This is a genomic window from Halomonas terrestris (genome assembly GCF_049166755.1).
Lineage (GTDB): Bacteria > Pseudomonadota > Gammaproteobacteria > Pseudomonadales > Halomonadaceae > Halomonas.
Genome location: NZ_JBMHFZ010000014.1, coordinates 49,323 through 68,367, shown reverse-complemented (window position 1 = coordinate 68,367; position 19,045 = coordinate 49,323). Strand labels below are relative to the sequence as shown.

Genomic DNA, 19,045 nt, shown 5'->3' with positions numbered 1-19,045 from the left:
GTCTCACACGTTTACGGTTCCCTCACCGGCCGTCGATGACGGTCAACCGATAGAGCCCGTGGTCCTGCCACGGGCTTCTTGGTTCCTGGCTACCCGTGTTGTTCGGCATTGGCCTTGAGCGCCCGTGCACACTCCCCCACCAGCCGCGGGCCACGGTAGATGAAGCCCGAGTAGAGCTGCACCAGGTCGGCGCCCGCCGCCACCTTCGCGACCGCCGACTCGCCGCTGTCGATGCCACCCACGCCGATGATCGGCAACGTCGGCAGGTGGCGGCGCAGCTCGCAAATCACCGCATTCGACGGCTCGAAGACCGGCCGGCCGGAGAGCCCGCCCTGCTCCTCACCATGCTCGAGACCCGCCACTGCCTCGCGGGACACCGTGGTGTTGGTGGCGATCACCCCATCGATGGCATTGGCCTCGAGCGCCCGAGCCACCAGGGCTACCTCCTCGGCGCTCATGTCCGGGGCGATCTTCACCGCCAGCGGCACGCGACGACCGGACTCGTGGTCGAGTGCCCGGCCCGTCTCGCGCAGTGCGCCGAGCAGGGCATCCAGGTGCTCGCCGAACTGCAGGTTGCGCAGCCCCGGGGTGTTGGGCGAGGAGATGTTCACGGTCACGTAGTGGGCGTGGGCGTGCACCTTGCGCAGGCAGGCCAGGTAGTCGTCGACGGCCTGCTCCACCGGGGTGGTCAGGTTCTTGCCGATGTTGATGCCGATCACCCCGTCATAGCGGCTCTTCCGGACCCGTGCGACCAGGTGGTCCACCCCGGCATTGTTGAACCCCATGCGATTGATGATCGCGCCGGCTTCCGGCAGGCGAAACAGCCGCGGACGGGGATTGCCGTCCTGGGGCCTGGGCGTGACGGTGCCCACCTCGACGAAGCCGAAGCCCAGCGCTCCCAGGGCATCCAGGTGGTCGGCGTTCTTGTCGAGCCCCGCCGCCAGGCCCACGCGGTTGGGGAAGCGCAGCCCCATCAGCTCCACCGGGTCGTCGACCCGGGGCCCCGCCAGGCGCCCGGCGAGTCCCAGCCGGCCGGCCAGATCCAGCCCCGACAGCGCGAGCCCGTGGGCGGTCTCGGCATCGAGGCGGAACAGCAACGAGCGGGCGAGCGAATACATGGGCATCTCCTGAGGCGAGGGGGGCACAGCGAGGCGCGATTATAGCAGCCCGCTCGCCCGGAGACGACGAACCCCGCCGCAGCGGGGTTCTTGTTCACGGCCGGGTCCTCGGGCGTCAGGCCTCGCGGCTGCTCTCGGCCAGGTCGACCAGTTCGCGTACCGCCACGGCGAACAGCGGGAAACCGCCCTGGCTGCCGCTGCCCACCTGCTCGAGCAGGCGGCACCAGCGCTGGTACATGGCCTCGTGGAGCTGCAGCCACTGGCCGACGCGCTCCACGGGGTCCCGGGGCCCGCCTTCCATGCCCAGCACGCTCACCGTCAGGGCCAGCTGCTGGCGGTCGATGTCGTCGCGGAAGGTCTCGCGGGCCTGGGCCTGCCAGCTGTCGCGTACCTTGAGCTCGGTGATCTTCTGGATCATCCACGGCAGCTCCAGGCGATCGCCGATCTCGTAGAACGCCTCGGCCACCCGCTGGGGCTTCTCGTCGGTCTGGCGTGCCGCCTGGATGATACCGAGGGCCGCATAGAGGCTGCCGGACGCCGCCAGGGTGGATGCCAGGGCCTCGGGCACGCCGGCCTCCACCAGCTCCGTGCGGCGGGCCTCCCAGGCCTCGCGCTCCTCACCACGCAGTCGCTTGCCGATGCTCTCCCGCAGCTGGGCCAGGCGGGGGGCGAAGTAGGCGATCGCCTCCTGGGTGGTCATGCCATGGCGCTGGCGCAGGAACCAGCGGGTCGCCCGACGCAGCATGCGCATCAGATCGAGCATCACCGAGTACTGCACCCGGCTCGGCACCTGGTTGTCCAGCGCCTCGATCTGCTCCCACAGGGCGGAAAGCTGGAAGCTGTCGCGGGCGATGACATAGGCCCGGGCGATGTCGGCGCGGCTGGCGCCGGTGGAGTCGATCAGCCGGCGCACGAAGACGATGCCCATGTGGTCGACCAGGTCGTTGGCCACCTGGGTGGCCACGATCTCGCGCTTCAGCCGGTGCTCGTACATCTCGCCATGGAAGCGCTCCGCCAGCGCCCTGGGAAAGATGCGCTCGACATGCTGCGCGATGGTCGGATCATCCGGGACATCGGAGGCGATCAGGTCACCCTTGAGGACACTCTTGGCGTAGGAAATCAGCACCGAGAGCTCGGGCAGCAGCATGCCCTGCTCATTCGCGGCCCGCTCCTGCAGTTCCTCGTCGGAAGGCAGGAACTCGAGTTCCCTGTCGATCTGGCCGACGGCCTCGAGTTCGCTGATGAAGCGACGGAAGGGGCCGATACCCTGACGCGAGAGGATCTCGGAGAGGTCGAGCGCCTGGGTCTGGCGGTAGTTGTCGAGGATCACCAGGTCGGCGACCTCGTCGGTCATGTCGGCGAGCAGCTGGTTGCGCTGCTTTCCGGTCATGTCACCACGCTTGACCACCTCGTCGATGAGGATCTTGATGTTGACCTCGTGGTCGGAGCAATTCACCCCACCGGCGTTGTCGATGAAGTCGGTATTGACCCGCACCCCCTTGGCGGCGGCTTCCATGCGGCCGAGCTGGGTGAGCCCCAGGTTGCCGCCCTCGCCGACCACCCGGCAGTTGAGGTCGCAGCCATTGATGCGCAACGCGTCGTTGGCCTTGTCGCCCACATCGGCGTCGGTCTCGCCGCTGCCCTTGACGTAGGTACCGATCCCGCCGTTCCAGAGCAGGTCGACCGGGGCCTTGAGCATCGCCCGGATCAGCTCGTTGGGCGGTAGCCGGTCCGACTTGATACCGAACACCGACTTCATCTGCTTCGAGATCGGGATCGACTTGGCGCTGCGCTTGAACACCCCGCCGCCCTCGGAGATCAGGCCGGCATCGAAGTCCTCCCAGCTCGAGCGGGGCAGCTCGAACAGCCGCTTGCGCTCGGCGAAGGTCGCCGCGGCATCCGGGTCGGGGTCGACGAAGATGTGCAGGTGGTTGAAGGCGCCCACCAGGCGGATCGTCTCCGAGAGCAGCATGCCGTTGCCGAAGACGTCACCGCCCATGTCGCCGATGCCCACCACGGTGAACGCCTCGCGCTGGGTGTCCAGGTCCAGGCAGCGGAAGTGACGCTTCGTCGACTCCCAGGCCCCCTTGGCAGTGATCCCCATCTTCTTGTGGTCGTAGCCGTTGGCGCCGCCGGAGGCGAAGGCGTCGCCCAGCCAGTGGCCGTACTCGGTGGAGATCTCGTTGGCGATGTCGGAGAAGGTAGCCGTGCCCTTGTCGGCCGCCACCACCAGGTAGGGGTCGTCGTCGTCGTGGCGCACCACCTCGCGCGGCGGCACGACGCCCCCTCCCTCCAGGTTGTCGGTGACGTCGAGCAGGGCGCGGATGAAGGTCTTGTAGCAGGCGATGCCCTCCTGCTGCAGGGCGTCACGGTCACCGCCCTCGGGCAGGCGCTTGCAGACGAAGCCCCCCTTGGCCCCCACCGGCACGATCACCGCATTCTTGACCTGCTGCGCCTTGACCAGGCCGAGGATCTCGGTACGGAAATCCTCGTGGCGGTCGGACCAGCGCAGCCCGCCGCGGGCCACCTTGCCCCCCCGCAGGTGGGTCCCCTCGACCCGCGGCGAGCAGACGAAGATCTCGTAGGCCGGTCGCGGCTTGGGCATGCCGGTGACCTGCGACGGGTCCAGCTTGTAGGCGATGTAGTCCTTGTGACGGCCGTCGGCACCCTTCTGGTAGTAGTTGGTGCGCAGGGTCGCCATCATCAGTTCCATGTAGCGGCGCAGCAACTGGTCGTCATTGAGGCTGGCCACGTCGTCGAGCAGGCGCACGATGCGCTGCTGGCAAGCCTCGATCTCGCTCTCGTCGGGACGCTCGTCGGGGTCGAAACGCAGCTCGAAGAGCGCCACCAGCTCGCGGGTGATCTCGGGGTGGTTGGCCAGGGTGGTGGCCATGTAATCCTGGGAGACCCCGAAGCGGATCTGCTTCAGGTAGCGGGCATAGGCGCGCAGCATCGCGACCTCGCGCCAGTCGAGGTTGGCCCCGATGATCAGGCGGTTGAAGGCGTCGTTGTCCGCCTCGCCGACCCACAGGCGCTGGAAGGCCTCGATGAAGGGGCCCCGCATCTCCTGCAGGTTGACCTCGGTCCTGGTGTGGTGCTCCAGGTCGAAGTCATGGATCCAGTAGGTCGCATCACTGGCCTGTATCTCGTAGGGGCGCTCGCCGATCACCCTCAGGCCCAGGTTCTCCATCATCGGCAGCACATCGGAGAGCGGGATAGGGTGATCGCGGTGGAAGAGCTTGAGATTGACGCCACTGCCCTCCTCCTCGACCAGGCGATAGAGGGAGAGGGCCAGCGGGAGGCCGTCATCGAGCTCGTTGATATGGTGCAGGTCGTAGACCGCCGTCCGGGCACTGAAGTCGTCGCGGTAGCTGGCGGGGAAGGCATCGCGGAAGCGATCCATCAGCAGGTTGGCCTGCTCCTCGCCGAAGCCCTCGATGGCGGCACTCTGCAGGTCGTCACGCCAGTTCCGGGCCAGCTGGGCGACCTTGCCCTCCAGGCGCCTGAGGTCGTACTCGACGGGCCGGTCACCCTCGAAGCGCAGGATGAACTGGATGCGCGCCAGCACCGACTCGGAGAGGTAGGTGTTGAAGTCGCCGAAGGTGGCGCCGAGCTCCTCGCAGAGCAGCTTCTGGATGCGCAGCCGCAGTTCGGTGGAGAACACATCCCGCGGCACGAAGACCAGGCAGGAGTAGAACTTGCCGAAGTGGTCCTCGCGCACGAACAGCCGGACCCGGCGCCGCTCGCGGATGTCGAGGATGCCCAGTGCCGTCTGGACCAGCTCGTCGGTGTCGATCTGGAACAGGTCGTCGCGGGGGTAGACCTCGAGGATCTGCAGCAGCTGCTTGCCGTTGTGCCCCTTGGGGTTGAAGCCGGAGATGTCCATCACCGCCTTGAGCTTGCGGCGCAGGATCGGCACGTTGCGCGGCGACTCGTTGTAGACCGTGGCAGTGAACAGGCCGAGGAAGCGATGCTCGCCGATCACCCGACCCTGCTCGTCATAGCGGTCGATGGAGATGTAGTCGGGATAGGTGGGGCGATGCACCCGGGCATGGTGGGCGCTCTTGGCGAACGACAGCAGCTGGGGCACCAGCACGTAACGGTCGCCGTCGACCCCGAGATTGGTGCGGATACGCTCGCGATAGCGCGGCTGGTCCAGCCGGAAGACCCCCAACTCGCTGCCCTCGACCTTCTCCAGCCGTTCGTGGCCGCCCTTCTCGACAATCTCGTAGGCGTCGTAGCCGAGGAAGGTGAAGTTGTCGCGAAGCAGCCATTCGAGAAAGGCGATGGCCTCGCGGTGATCCTGGGGGTCGATCGAGGCCGGGCAGACGGACTTCAGCTCCTCGAGCGCCCGGGTGACCTGATCCAGCATCGGCTCGAAATCTTCCACCGCGGTGCGCACATCGACCAGCACGTCGTACAGGCTGGCCTGGATGTCGGCGAGGACGGCGGGATCGGTATGCCGGTCGATCTCGACGGCGATCAATGACTCGCGGGATGCCGGCGCCCCCGACTCGCGGGGCGAGGCCACCCGCTCGAGGTGGTGTTCCCCGTCCCGCTCCACCGCCAGCACGGCGTTGTGGATCGCATGCACGGTGATCCCCCGCCGGTTGAGCTCGATGCGCACCGAGTCGACCAGGAACGGCATGTCCTCGTGCAGTACCGCCACGAAGGTATGTGTCGACTGCCAGCCGTGCTCCTCGAAGTCGGGGTTGAAGACCCGGACCTTGGGCGAGGCGGGATCGAAATGCTGGAGGAAATGCCATACCGACAGGGTGGCACCATAGATGTCATCCAGTCGCCGGTCGGCGAGGTCATCGTGTGGCACCGTGGCGTAGAAGTAACGGGCGAATGACTCCACCGCGCGGGCCTTGTCATCATCCAGTCGACTGGCCAGTCGCTCGGTGAGCTGCTTGAAGAAATCCTGCTTGAGTTCGTCGTTCGCTGCATGCTGCATCCATCACCTCGGCTGCCAACGGCCGCCATCCGGCGGCCGGGAATGGTTCGCGGCGGCCTCCTGGCCACCCTGCCCTGATCTTACGCCACTCCCCGGGCGGTCCCCAGCGACTTGCCGGCTTGCTCATGGTGCATGTCGGTTGCGCATCAGCGCTTGACTTCCCTCGCGCCTCCCGGGCCTGGAAGGCGATCAGGCGCACCTCTCGAGCAGCACCCCGCACTCGCAGTGATGGGTCCAGGGAAACTGGTCGAACAGGGCGAAGCGCCGGATGTCATGCGTTCGGCTCAGGGTCTCCAGGTTGTCCGCCAGTGTCTCCGGGTTGCATGAAATATAGACGATACGCGAATAGCCGCTGAGCTGCCGGCAACTCGCGTCGTCGAGCCCGGCGCGTGGCGGGTCCACCAGCACGGTGGTGAAGTCATAGTCGTCCAGCGCCCATTCGGCCACCCGTCTCCCGCCCTTTTCGCCCTTCAGGGCCTGCGAGAACTCCTCGGCTGACATGCGCCCCACCACCGCATTGCCCAGGCCGTTGGCCGCGAGATTCTGCCGCGCGCTGGCGACCGAGGTGCGCGAGATCTCGGTCGCGAGCACGCGACGGAAGTTCTCGGCCAGCGCCACGGTGAAGTTGCCGTTGCCGCAGTAGAGCTCCACCAGGTCGCCATCCTGGCTGTCGCGGGTCACGTCACGCGCCCAGGCGAGCATCGAGCAGCAGACCTCGGCATTGGGCTGGGTGAAGCTGTTCTCCACCTGCTGGTAGACGAACTCGCGCCCCTCCACCTCGAGGCGCTCCCAGACATGGTCCCGTTCGAGCACCAGGCGCTGCTTGCGCGCGCGGCCGATGATCATCGCCCCCAGGGTCGCCTGCAGCCGGCGCGCCTCGGCTTCCCACTCCGCATCCAGCGGACGGTGGTAGATCAGAGTGATCAGCGCCTCGCCCGACAGGGTGACGAGGTACTCGACCTGGAACAGCCTGCGCCGCAGCGGCGGGACGTCGCGGATGGCGTCCAGCAGTCGCGGCATCAGCTCGTTGATCCGCCGACTGGCCACCGGGTAGTCGTCCAGGCGAATCACGGTCTTCTGCCTGGGGTCCTCGGGGTCCACTTCGAACATGGCGTGGAAGAGGTCGTCGCCCTCGTGCCAGATCCGGAATTCGCAGCGCTGGCGGTAGTGGCTGGGTGGCGAGGGGAATACCTCCAGCGCCGGCGGGGAGAAGCGGGCGAAATCGCGCCTGATACGCTGACACTTGGCCTCGAGTTGCTGGTCGTAGCGGGCGGGGTCGACGACGGGAACGGCCACGGGGCCTCCTGTAGTGATGAAAGGGTGATGAAGCGAATGAGGCGGCTCAATCGAGGTGCAGCAGGTGCGGCTCGGCGAAGCCGAATGCCGCCAGGCCGGCCCTCAGCCGGGGGTCCGGCGCCGTCACGAAGCTGGGCCCCGGGCCCTCTCGCGGCGCCACGCCGGCTACCACCTGGGCGGTGCGGCGGGCGATGGCCTCGCTGGAGTCGATCCAGGTGACCCGCCGCGGCGCGACCTCGGCCAGCACCTCCCGCAGCAGAGGAAAGTGGGTACAGCCCAGCACCACGGTATCCAGCTCTGGATCGGCCCACAGCGGCGCCAGGGCCGCGCGGATCACGTCACGATCCGGCGGTTCGCCGGCCAGCCAGCGCTCGGCCTCGCGTACCAGGGCATCGGCGGCGACCCGGGTCACCCGGCAGTCGGCGGCAAACTCGCGGATCAGCTGCAGGGTATAGGGGCGTGATACCGTGGCGCTGGTGGCCAGCAAGCCGACATGGCGGGTGGTGCTCAGCCGTGCCGCCGGCTTGATCGCCGGCACGGTACCGACCACCGGCACCGCAAGCCTCGCCCGCAGGGCATCCAGCGCCAGGGTGCTGGCGGTATTGCAGGCCACCACCAGCGCACAACAGCCGCTGGCCGCCACCGCCGCCTCGCATACCGCCAGGATGCGCTGAACCAGCCAGCTGTCCTCGCGGAGGCCGTAGGGCAGCATGGCGTTGTCGCAGGCATAGGCCAGGGCCGCGCCAGGCAAGCGCTCGCGCAGGGCGGCGACCACCGAGAGGCCGCCGACGCCGGAGTCGAATACCAGGATCGGCCCCGCCATCAGCCGTCCCCACGACGCGCGACCCTCGTCCGTTCAGGGACGAGGGTCGGGAGAGAGGATGGCGTGGCATGGCGCAGGCTGGCTGGCATCGTACAGGGTCCCGGCGATACGTTCTCGGCTAGGCATTCTACCCCAGGGAGACGATGACCCGAAGCGACGACCCGTACACGACAGGCTCAGGCCATGGGGGCGGGCGCCTCGCGCAGTTCGGCATAGAGCTCGGGGTAGGCCTCCTGCAGCCGCTCCAGCTGGGCAGTGGCCCCCTCCGGGAGCAACTCGGCGAAATGCAGCAGTTCCTGTTCGTCGAAGTGCTGCTGGATCAGCGGAAAGAGCAGCTCGCGCTCGTCGCGCAGGTAGGCGCGATGGCTCTCGAGGTAGGCCCTGAGGTCGTCGGAGAAGCGATCCATCGGTACGATCGCATCCATGAGGATCATGTCGATGTCACCGGAGAGCCGCTTGAGGCGTTCACGCAGGCCCCGATAGTCCTTGGCCAGCTGTTCGGTGACCTCACCGCTCTCGGGCGCCTTCTCCTGCAGCCGCTCGGTGCAGATTCGCTCGAGCGGCAGGGTGAACCCCTCCATGTAGTCCAGGATATAGTCGACGACCTCCCGCACCAGCTGGAAGTTGGGCCGCTCGCCGGTCGACAGGGTCTTCTGCTTGAGCTGCAGAACGTGCAACATGCGCGCCATATTGGCATGATCCCGACGCAGCTGGGTCAGCATGGTCATGTCGTGGCCTCCTCTCCTGTCAGCGATGTGTGGAAGGCATTCCTCGTTGGATTCGCCATCCTGGCTTGGGTTCAGCTGCCCGCGCAATACCCGGGGCACGCCAAACGACGTTGTATCAAGCTAGTGCCTCTCGGCGGGGCTGTCTATCGACCAAGGTCGCATTGCCGATGACACCCGCCCGGACTTTCTCTAGCCGCTCACCAGGGAGACCGACATGGATCTGTTCCAGCAGGACGCCAGCGACGATGCCGCCCCACTGGCCTTCCGCATGCGGCCGCGGCGGCTGGCCGACTATGTGGGCCAGCAGGCGCTGGTGGGCCCCGACAAGCCGCTGAGACGCATGGCCGAGACCGGTGTGGTGCGCTCGATGATCCTGTGGGGCCCGCCCGGCACCGGCAAGACCACCCTGGCCGAGATTCTCGCCGCGGAGTCCGGCGCCCACCTCGAGCACCTCTCGGCGGTGATGGCAGGCGTCAAGGAGATCCGCGCCGCGGTGGATCGCGCCCGGGCCGCTCAGGGCCAGGGCCGGCACACCCTGCTGTTCCTCGACGAGATCCACCGCCTCAACAAGAGCCAGCAGGACGCCCTGCTGCCCCATGTGGAGTCCGGCCTGCTGACCCTGATCGGCGCCACCACCGAGAATCCCTCCTTCGAGGTCAACTCGGCGCTGCTCTCCCGCGCCCGGGTCCATGTGCTCAAGTCGCTCACCGAGGAAGAGCTGGTGGAGGTGATGCGACGGGCCCTGGCCGACGAGTCACGCGGCCTGGGCAGCCGCTCCATCGTCGTCGACGACGGGGTGCTGGCGCTGCTGGCCCGTGCCGCGGCCGGCGATGCCCGCCGCGCCCTGGGGCTGCTGGAGACCGCCTGCGACTTCGCCGAACCCACCGAGGACGGCGGCGAGGTCCTGCATCGCGAGGCGCTGGAGGACGTACTCGGCCACCAGGCCAGCGCCTTCGACAAGCAGGGCGACCACTTCTACGACCTGCTCTCGGCGATCCACAAGTCGGTACGCTCCTCGCGTCCCGACGCCGCCCTGCTCTACATCGCCCGCTTCATGCAGGGCGGCGGCGACCCGCTGGACGTGATCCGGCGGCTGGCGGCCATCGCCTCCGAGGACGTGGGCAATGCCGACCCGCGCGCCCTGCCACTGGTAATGTCCGCCTGGGACGCCTACCTGCGCCTGGGCGACCACGAGGGCCAGCGGGCCATCGCCCATGCCGCTATCCACCTCGCCGTGGCGCCCAAGAGCAACGCCATCGACCAGGCCTGGAAGCAGGCCAAGACCTTCGTCGCCGCCCAGCCGAGCCTCGAGGTGCCTACCTACCTGCGCAACGCGCCGACGAAGCTGATGGAGTCACTGGGCCACGGCGAGGGCTATCGCTATGCCCACCAGGAGCCCCACGGCTATCCCGCCGGCAGCGCCCACGACTGCTGGCCCGAGGAGATCCCGCGCCAGCGTTTCTACCAGCCGACGGAATACGGCCAGGAGAAGCGCTACGGCCAGCTCATGGCCTGGCGGGAGGAGCTGGATGCCCGGGCGGACGAGGGAGATCCGGGAGAGTAACCACCGAGACCGAACTGTGCCGATCGCCACGGATATCACGACGATGGCAGCACGTTCGCCGAAAAAGGCGCCGAGGCCGCCCCTATGGGGTCAGACCCCAGCCAAGTCGCGAAGCCCGTCATGGTGCGTCTTGCGAGCGGATTCGACACCGCCGGGGTCTGCCCCCCTAGGGGCCATAAACCGTCAACAGCCTGAAACGGATCGCCCCCGTGGCAGGACCACGGGGGCGATTCTCTTACAGCTTAAAGCTTATAGCTTACAGCTCCGGGCGAAGCCCGGGTTCAGTGCGTATCGCGGATCACGTCGGTGCCGTCGGGAATCTCGAAGGCGAAGATGCCGTCGTCGATGGCCCCGTTCATCTGCACGTCGCGGAACTCGATGGCGGTCTCCTGGCCGGTGCTGTCGACCATCTGCAGGGTGGTCAGGCGCTCGCCTCGGAAGGTCATCTTCAGTTCCTCGAACAGGGTATCGGCGGACTTCGGCAACAGGGTGAAGGTCTCGGCGCTGCCCTGCTGCTGGCGGCTGACGTCGTAGCTGTCGGTCAACTCGCTGGCACTGCCCGAGAGCAGCAGGGCCGGCGTATGGGTCACCCGCTGGTCCAGTGCCTGCACCGTGACCTGCTCCAGGTCGGGGTCGTACAGAGTGACCTCCTGGCCATCGGAGACCACCTCCTGCTGGTAGGGCGCATCGACCTCCCAGCGGAACTTGCCGGGACGCGACAGCCACATGCGGCCGCTGGCCTCCTGCAGGCGCTCGCCGCTGCCGTCGAGGATCTGCTGCTCGAAGGCGGCCTCGTAGGTCTGCAGCGGCTCGAGAATGCGGGTCAGGCGCTCGGCGCCCTCGCTGGCGAGAGCCGACACCGGCACGGCAAACGTCAGGGCCAAGGCGGCAAGGGTCTTCTTCATGGTCATCGTCTCTGTCTCCCTGGACGGGTCCATCATGGAATCCTGTCACTCGGACCAAGGGAGCCTCGGCGGGTTGCATGCCCGCCGACGCTTTCATCATTGCTGCATGGTTGCGCGGTGCCGCACCGCACGGGTTCAGTTCCCCGCCGGCGGAGGCGCGAGCACCTCGCGGGCGCCGTTGGTGCCCATGGTGGAGACAACCCCGGCCATCTCCATGGCCTCGACCAGGCGGGCGGCCCGGTTGTAGCCGATCTTGAAGCGGCGCTGCACCGCCGAGATGGAGGCCCGGCGCGACTCGGTGACGAAGGCCACCGCCTCGTCGTAGAGGGCATCCTGCTCGGCATCGTCGCCGTCGACACCTTCGGCCTCCAGGCCTGTGAGTGCCTCGGCGGAGACGCCGCCGGAGAGGATCTCGTCGATGTACTCCGGCTCGCCGCGACGCTTCCAGTCCTCCACCACCCGGTGCACCTCGTCATCGTCGACGAAGGCGCCGTGGACCCGGGTCGGCAGGCCGGACCCCGCCGGCAGGTAGAGCATGTCGCCGTGGCCCAGCAGGTTCTCGGCGCCGCCCTGGTCGAGGATGGTGCGCGAGTCGACCCGCGAGGAGACCTGGAAGGCCATGCGCGTGGGAATGTTGGCCTTGATCAGGCCGGTGACCACGTCCACCGAGGGACGCTGGGTGGCCAGTATCAGGTGGATGCCGGCGGCCCGGGCCTTCTGGGCCAGGCGCGCGATCAGTTCCTCGACCTTCTTGCCGACGATCATGAACATGTCGGCGAACTCGTCGATCACCACGACGATGTAGGGGAGCTTCTCGAGCACGGGTGGCGTCTGGTGCATCTCCCAGGGCTGGGGCTCCCACAGGGGGTCGGCCACCTGGGCCCCCGCCCGCTCGGCCTCGTCGAGCTTGGCGTTGAAGCCGGCGATGTTGCGCACGCCCATGGAGGCCATCAGCTTGTAGCGGCGCTCCATCTCGGCCACGCACCAGCGCAGGGCGTTGGCGGCCTCTTTCATGTCGGTGACCACCGGCGCCAGCAGATGCGGGATGCCGTCGTAGACCGAAAGTTCCAGCATCTTGGGGTCGACCATGATCATGCGCAGCTCGTCGGGGGTGGCCTTGAGCAGCATGGAGATCAGCATGGCGTTGACCCCCACCGACTTGCCCGAGCCGGTGGTGCCCGCCACCAGCAGGTGGGGCATCTTGCCCAGGTTGGCCACCACCGGGCCGCCGCCGATGTCCTGGCCCAGCGCCAGGGTCAGGGCCGAGGCCTCCTGCTGGTAGCGGTCGGAGTCGATCACCTCGCGCAGGCGGATCATCGCCCGCTTGGGGTTGGGAATCTCGATGCCCACCGTGGGCCGGCCGGGGATCACCTCCACCACGCGCACGCTCTTGACCATCAGCGAGCGCGCCAGGTCCTTGGCCAGGTTGCTGATCTTGGAGACCTTCACCCCCGCCGCGGGCTTGATCTCGAAGCGGGTGATCACCGGCCCCGGCCAGGTGTCGACCACCTCGGCCTTGACCCCGTATTCGCGCAGCCGCACCTCGAGCAACTCGGCCATCTCGGCCAGCTGCGCATCCGTGTAGTTGGGCTGGTGGGCCTGGGGCGGCGTCAGCAGGCGCAGGCTCGGCAGCTCGCCGTCGGGGTCGGGCAACTCGTCGAACAGCGGGCGCTGGCTCTGCAGGTGTTCCACGGTCCAGAGGGTGGGGCCATCGGGCTGGTCGGCCGCCTCGCGCCCCTGCTCGGCGGTGGCAACCCGCCCCGGGGTATCCGCCTCGGGGGCGTCCCTGCCGGCCACTCCCCCGGCATCGTCGGCGGGTGCAGCGGCGACCGTCGGCCCGGAGGTCGACAGTTCGTCCTCTTCCTGCGGCTCTTCCCAGCCCAGTCGCGGTTCGTCGCCGTCGTCCTCCCAGTCGGCCTCCTGCCAGTCGACCAGGCCCGGCTCACGCCGCCCGCCGTCGCGCACCGGCGAATGCGGGGACGAGCCCGAGGAGGCCCAGGCCGGCGGTGGCGGTTCGACCTCCGGGTCCGCGGCAGTAGAGGCAGGCGCCTCCCGCTGCTCGTCGACAGCGGCCGGGGCCGCCAGGGGGTCGTCGTCGCGGCTGGCCCGCAGCGACGGCCCGCTCCAGGCCGGGGGCGCCTCGTCGTCGTCGGGCAGCACCGGCTCGGGCACCGTCTCCGGCACCCGCCGGGGACCGCCGGCCTGGGACTCGCGGAAGGGATGGGCGGCACCGGGGCCAGATGCCGCCGCGGCGGCCGCTGACGCCGTGCCTGCGGCCACCCTGCCGTCCGGTGACGGGGCGGACGCACGGGCGCTGTAGGCCGCCTCCGGGCGCTTGGCGGAGGGGGTGTGCTCGGGCACCTCCCAGGGAATCTCGGTGTCGCCATCGTTGCCGAAGCCAGGCTCGCGGCGAGCCGCCCCCGCCAGCTCGAGGGCCGGCTCACCGCGGCGACCGGGCAGCAGGCGCTGCCACCAGCGTCGCCGAGACGGCAACTCCTCCTCGGTATCGGCCTCGGGCACCTCGGCCGGGGCCGCCCTGGCCTCGGCCTCGTCACGCTCGGCCTGACGCGGCTCGCGCCGGTCGGAGGAGAAGCCGAAGGGGACGGCCAGTCGCTGCCAGAGCCCCAGGGCTCGGTGGCCGAGCTCGTCCATCACCATGAACCATGACAGCCCGGTGAACAGCGGGAAGCCGCAGAGCATCGCCGCCAGCGCCATCAGGCCGGTGCCGCCGACCCCGACCAGCGGCACCAGGGCACCGACCAGCCCCTCGCCGAGGATGCCACCCGATGAGTAGGGCAACAGGCTGTCCGGGTTGTAGAAGTGCAACGCGCCGAGGCTGGTGGTGCCGAGCAGCAGCAGCACCAGGCCACCGCTGCGCACCGCCAGGGCGGTGGCGTCCCACTCCAGGTGCACCTGCCGGGAGCGGATCAGCCACCAGGCAGCGACGCCCAGCATGCCGGGCCACCACAGGGCACTGACGCCGAACAGCGAGTAGAGCACGTCGGCGAGCCAGGCACCGATCGGCCCCATCCAGTTGGCGACGTCGGTTTCCGGGCCGCTGCGCGACCAGCCCGGATCCCCGGGCTCGAAGCTGAACAGCGCCAGCAGCAGGAAGACACAGGTCGCCAGCAGCATGATCGCCACGCCTTCCCGTGCCGCCCCCTGCAGCCGCAGGCCGAAGCGCTTCGCCGTTTCCCTGGCATGGGCCGCACTCACGCGACGTGGCGAGACCTTCTTATTGACACTCAAGCGGCCATCCCCCTTGCGCCACAGTTGGCGTCTTCCGTTTCCATCGCACCAATCATACCGAGCAAGTGCTTGCCATCACAGGGGCCCGCGCCATCGCGAAGCATCTTGAGCCGTGTCGCGGCGGGCGTCACACTTGGGGTCCCAGTCCCGCGAGGATTCCATCCACGATGCTGCCCTGGCTTGCCGATCATCCCGTGCACTTCCCCCCCGTCGACCAGGCCCTGCGCGATCCCGACGGCCTGCTGGCCGTGGGGGGAGGCCTGAGCCCGGCCTGGCTGCTCGCCGCCTATCGCCGCGGGATCTTCCCCTGGTACAGCGACGACCAGCCGATCCTGTGGTGGAGCCCCGACCCGCGCATGGTGCTGTTCCCCGGCGAGATGCGCGTCCGCCGCAGCCTCGCCAAGCGGTTGCGCAACGGTGGCTTCCGTGTCACCGCCGACACCGCCTTCGACGAGGTGGTCGCGACCTGTGCCGGCCCCCGGCATCACCAGCCCGGCACCTGGATCACCGATGCCATGCGCGAGGCCTATGGACGCCTGCATCACCTCGGCGCGGCCCACTCGCTGGAGGTGTGGCGCGGCGAGCAGCTGGTGGGCGGTCTCTATGGCGTCGCGCTCGGCCCGGTGTTCTTCGGTGAATCGATGTTCTCCCGGGAGCCGGATGCCTCCAAGGTCGCCCTGGTGCACCTGGCCCGGGCCATGCAGGAGGGCGACGGCCGGCTGATCGACTGCCAGATGCACACCGCCCACCTGGCCAGCCTCGGTGCCAGGGACATCGCCCGGGCCGACTTCATCGGCTATCTTGAGAAGTGGCTGGGCAAGCCACCGGAGGTTGCGGAGGAAGGCGCCTCCATCATCCCGCCCCGCTGGTCATTCGAGCGCCTCGGTGCGGCACGCCAATCGACGCTAGAGAGGGGGTAGCCGTGAGCAGCAACACACCCCGGCAGCCGGTGCGAGACCTGCGCTTCTTCCTCACCGTGCCGCATGCCTGCAGCTATCTCGAGGGACGCGAGGCGACCACCCTGTTCCTCGATCCCCAGGAATCGCCCGGCCAGGGGGTCTACGACGCCCTGGCACTGCTGGGCTTCCGGCGCAGCGGGCGACACCTCTATCGCCCGCACTGCGAGGGCTGCAGCGCCTGTATCTCGGTGCGCATCCCGGTGGCCGACTTCGCCCCGAGCCGTAGCCAGCGCCGGCTCGCCCGGCGCAATGCCGACCTCAGCCTCCACGTGCGCCCGGCGATCTTCGACAGCGAGCACTACGCGCTCTACGCCCACTATATCCGCACCCGCCATGCCGATGGCGACATGTACCCCCCGAGCCACGAGCAGTACCGCACCTTCCTGACCCTCGACCAGGAGTATGCCCGGCTGCTGGAGTTTCGCCTCGACGGCCGGCTGGTGGCCGTGGCGGCCTACGACCAGCTGGAACACGGGCTCTCGGCGATCTACACCTTCTTCGATCCCGACCCGGAGATGGAGCGGCGCTCGCTGGGCACCTTCGCCGTGCTCTCGCTGGTGGAGCGGGCCCGCGCCCTGGGCCTGCCCCACGTCTACCTGGGCTACTGGATCCGCGAGTGCCGCAAGATGAACTACAAGCAGGCCTTCCGCCCGCTGGAGATGCTCGACGGACGCCACTGGCGGCGCACCATTCCCCTCTGACCGCCTTTCCGCGGCCCGCCGAGCCACGCTTTTTTGCCTTGGCGCCCGGCATGCGGCACAATACCGCGCTATTCTGTCGGCACGGGCATCTCATGCATGCCGCTGTCGCATCGCACCATCATCATCAGCGAGGAACCGCCTATATGGCACGTGAAGACCATATCGAAATGGAAGGCGTCGTCGTCGATACCCTTCCCAACACCATGTTCCGCGTGGAGCTGGAAAACGGCCACGTGGTGACTGCCCATATCTCGGGCAAGATGCGCAAGAACTACATCCGTATCCTCACCGGCGACAAGGTCAAGGTCGAGCTGACTCCCTACGACCTCTCCAAGGGTCGCATCGTCTACCGTTCACGCTGACCCTGCACGCCCGGCGCTGATCACCGCGCCTGCGCTCGCGACCACGAAACGAGCAGCGCCCCGTCCGCAGACAGGGCGCCGTGTCGTCGTGCAGCCGCACCGTGATCAGGGGGCGTCGGCAAGCTCCGCCTCGGTGGAGAGGTGCAGCTCGCCGTCCTCCAGGCTGACGTGCACCACCCCGCCGTGCTCGGAGAGCTCGCCGAACAGGATCATCTCCGCCAGCGGCTTCTTGAGCTTCTCCTGGATCAGGCGACCCATCGGGCGGGCCCCCATGTCGGGATCGTAGCCCTTCTCGGCCAGCCAGTCGCGAGCCGACTCGTCCACGTCGAGCTGGACCCGCTTCTCGTCGAGCTGTGCCTGCAGTTCCACCAGGAACTTGTCCACCACGCTGCGCACCACCGAGGTGGGCAGGGAGTGGAACTGGATGATGCCATCCAGGCGATTGCGGAACTCCGGCGAGAAGGTCTTGCGGATCGCCTCCATGGCGTCGGTGGAGTGATCCTGGTGCTGGAAGCCGATGGAGCGACGCGTGGCCAGCTCGACCCCGGCATTGGAGGTCATGATCAGGATCACGTGGCGGAAGTCCGCCTCGCGACCGTTGTTGTCGGTCAGGCGGCCGTGGTCCATCACCTGCAGCAGCAGGTTGAAGACTTCCGGATGCGCCTTCTCGATCTCGTCGAGCAGCAGCACGCAGTGCGGGTGCTTGGTGATCGCCTCGGTGAGCAGGCCGCCCTGGTCGTAGCCGACATAGCCCGGGGGCGCGCCGATCAGCCGTGACACCGTGTGGCGCTCCATGTACTCGGACATGTCGAAACGCACCAGCTCGATGCCCATGATCCTCGACAGCTGGCGAGCCACCTCGGTCTTGCCGACGCCGGTGGGACCGGCAAACAGGAAGCTGCCCACCGGCTTGTCCGGCGACTTGAGGCCGGCCCGCGACAGCTTGATGGCCGCCGCCAGGCTGTCGATCGCCTCGTCCTGGCCGAATACCAGCATCTTGAGGTCGCGATCGAGGTTCTCGAGCAGCTTGCGGTCGGAGCTGGAGACGCTCTTCGGCGGGATCCGCGCGATGGAGGCCACCACCGCCTCGACCTGGTCGACGTCGATGGTATCGACCCGCACCTCCGGCGGCAGCAGCCGCTGGTGGGCACCGGCCTCGTCGATCACGTCGATGGCCTTGTCGGGCAGGTGGCGGTCGTTGATGTAGCGATCCGCCAGGCGCGCCGCACTCTCCAGGGCCGCATCGGTGTACTTGAGCTGGTGGTGCTCCTCGAAGCGCGACCGCAGCCCCTTGAGGATACGGATGGTGTCCTCCACCGAGGGCGCCATGACATCGACCTTCTGGAAACGGCGCGCCAGCGCCCGGTCCTTCTCGAAGATGCCGCGGAACTCCTGGAAGGTGGTGGAGCCGATGCAGCGCAGCTCGCCGGAGGAGAGCAGCGGCTTGAGGAGGTTGGAGGCGTCCATCACCCCGCCCGAGGCCGCCCCGGCGCCGATCACCGTGTGAATCTCGTCGATGAAGAGGATGGCGTTGGGCTGCTTCTTGAGCTCGGCGAGCAGGCCCTTGAGCCGCTTCTCGAAATCGCCGCGATACTTGGTGCCGGCCAGCAGCGCACCCATGTCGAGGGCATAGACCACCCCATCGCCGATCACCTCGGGGACGTCCTCCTCGACGATGCGCTTGGCCAGCCCCTCGGCGATGGCCGTCTTGCCCACGCCGGCCTCGCCGACCAGCAGCGGGTTGTTCTTGCGCCGGCGCGCGAGGATCTGCACCACCCGCTCGAGCTCGTGCTCGCGACCGATCAGCGGGTCGATCTTGCCCATGCGGGCCTGCTCGTTGAGGTTGGTGGCATAGCCGGTCAGCGGGTTGGCGCTGGTCTCGCCATTGCCCTCCTCGGCCTCCTCGGACTCGGGAGAGGGGGACGAGGGGCTCTGGCCGTGGCCGGCCACCTTGGAGATACCATGGGCGATGTAGTTGACGGCATCGACCCGGGCCACGTTCTGCTGCTTGAGGAAGTAGACCGCCTGGCTCTCCTGCTCGGAGAAGATCGCCACCAGCACGTTGGCGCCGGTGACCTCGCTCTTGCCCGAGGACTGCACATGGAAGACGGCGCGCTGCAGCACGCGCTGGAAACCCAGGGTCGGCTGGGTCTCGCGATCACTCTGGTCCTCGGGGATCAGCGGTGTCGTGGAGTTGATGAAATCCTGCAGGTCGGACCGCAGCTTGTCGAGGTTGGCCCCGCAGGCCCTCAGCACATCCGCCGCGGAGGCATTGTCCAGCAGAGCCAGCAGCAGGTGCTCCACGGTCATGAACTCGTGGCGCTTGGAGCGCGCCACGGTGAAGGCCGTGTTCAGGGTCAGTTCAAGTTCTTTGCTCAGCATG

12 protein-coding genes are annotated in these 19,045 nt (G+C 68.2%); 4 read left to right on the top strand and 8 right to left on the bottom strand.

The window, feature by feature from the left end:
* Positions 1-89: 89 nt before the first annotated feature.
* The 5 genes from ACOMD9_RS13820 to ACOMD9_RS13800 form a co-directional block, all read right to left on the bottom strand.
* Entirely contained in the window at positions 90-1,118 is a 1,029-nt protein-coding gene (locus ACOMD9_RS13820; RefSeq protein WP_421415894.1) for a quinone-dependent dihydroorotate dehydrogenase, read from the bottom strand.
* A gap of 115 nt (positions 1,119-1,233) precedes the next feature.
* Complete coding sequence (locus tag ACOMD9_RS13815) at positions 1,234-6,075, bottom strand: NAD-glutamate dehydrogenase (protein ID WP_421415892.1); 4,842 nt, start codon at positions 6,073-6,075, stop codon at positions 1,234-1,236.
* A 189-nt stretch (positions 6,076-6,264) separates the two neighbouring features.
* Positions 6,265-7,371 (bottom strand): tRNA (uridine(54)-C5)-methyltransferase TrmA, encoded by a 1,107-nt coding sequence (trmA, locus tag ACOMD9_RS13810; protein ID WP_421415890.1) that lies wholly within the window; start codon positions 7,369-7,371, stop codon positions 6,265-6,267.
* Between the two features lie 46 nt (positions 7,372-7,417).
* On the bottom strand, positions 7,418-8,194 hold the full coding sequence (gene murI, locus ACOMD9_RS13805; RefSeq protein ID WP_421415888.1) for a glutamate racemase: 777 nt from the start codon (positions 8,192-8,194) through the stop codon (positions 7,418-7,420).
* Between the two features lie 176 nt (positions 8,195-8,370).
* Positions 8,371-8,916 (bottom strand): hemerythrin domain-containing protein, encoded by a 546-nt coding sequence (locus tag ACOMD9_RS13800; protein WP_421416005.1) that lies wholly within the window; start codon positions 8,914-8,916, stop codon positions 8,371-8,373.
* A 220-nt stretch (positions 8,917-9,136) separates the two neighbouring features.
* On the opposite strand from ACOMD9_RS13800, the gene ACOMD9_RS13795 reads away from it, so the two are divergent.
* Positions 9,137-10,486: a replication-associated recombination protein A gene (locus ACOMD9_RS13795; RefSeq protein ID WP_421415885.1), complete on the top strand. Its 1,350-nt coding sequence runs from the start codon at positions 9,137-9,139 to the stop codon at positions 10,484-10,486.
* 281 nt (positions 10,487-10,767) lie between these two features.
* Here the strand turns inward: ACOMD9_RS13795 and lolA are convergent, their stop codons facing one another.
* Both lolA and ACOMD9_RS13785 read right to left on the bottom strand, forming a co-directional pair.
* Positions 10,768-11,397, bottom strand: coding sequence for an outer membrane lipoprotein periplasmic chaperone LolA (lolA, locus tag ACOMD9_RS13790; protein ID WP_421415882.1), 630 nt, complete (start codon positions 11,395-11,397; stop codon positions 10,768-10,770).
* A gap of 129 nt (positions 11,398-11,526) precedes the next feature.
* Positions 11,527-14,640, bottom strand: coding sequence for a DNA translocase FtsK (locus ACOMD9_RS13785; RefSeq protein WP_421415880.1), 3,114 nt, complete (start codon positions 14,638-14,640; stop codon positions 11,527-11,529).
* A 167-nt stretch (positions 14,641-14,807) separates the two neighbouring features.
* Here ACOMD9_RS13785 and aat point away from each other — a divergent pair, with 167 nt between their 5' ends.
* From aat to infA, 3 genes are all read left to right on the top strand, one after another.
* Positions 14,808-15,560 (top strand): leucyl/phenylalanyl-tRNA--protein transferase, encoded by a 753-nt coding sequence (aat, locus tag ACOMD9_RS13780; RefSeq protein ID WP_421415877.1) that lies wholly within the window; start codon positions 14,808-14,810, stop codon positions 15,558-15,560.
* 2 nt (positions 15,561-15,562) lie between these two features.
* Positions 15,563-16,300 carry an arginyltransferase gene (locus ACOMD9_RS13775; protein WP_421415874.1) on the top strand — a complete coding sequence of 246 codons (738 nt, stop codon included), beginning with the start codon at positions 15,563-15,565 and terminating at the stop codon, positions 16,298-16,300.
* Between the two features lie 143 nt (positions 16,301-16,443).
* On the top strand, positions 16,444-16,662 hold the full coding sequence (gene infA, locus ACOMD9_RS13770) for a translation initiation factor IF-1 (protein WP_013332816.1): 219 nt from the start codon (positions 16,444-16,446) through the stop codon (positions 16,660-16,662).
* 105 nt (positions 16,663-16,767) lie between these two features.
* On the opposite strand, the gene clpA is transcribed toward infA, so the two are convergent.
* Positions 16,768-19,044, bottom strand: a complete 2,277-nt coding sequence (clpA, locus tag ACOMD9_RS13765) for an ATP-dependent Clp protease ATP-binding subunit ClpA (RefSeq protein ID WP_421415869.1) — start codon at positions 19,042-19,044, stop codon at positions 16,768-16,770.
* Position 19,045 lies beyond the last annotated feature (1 nt).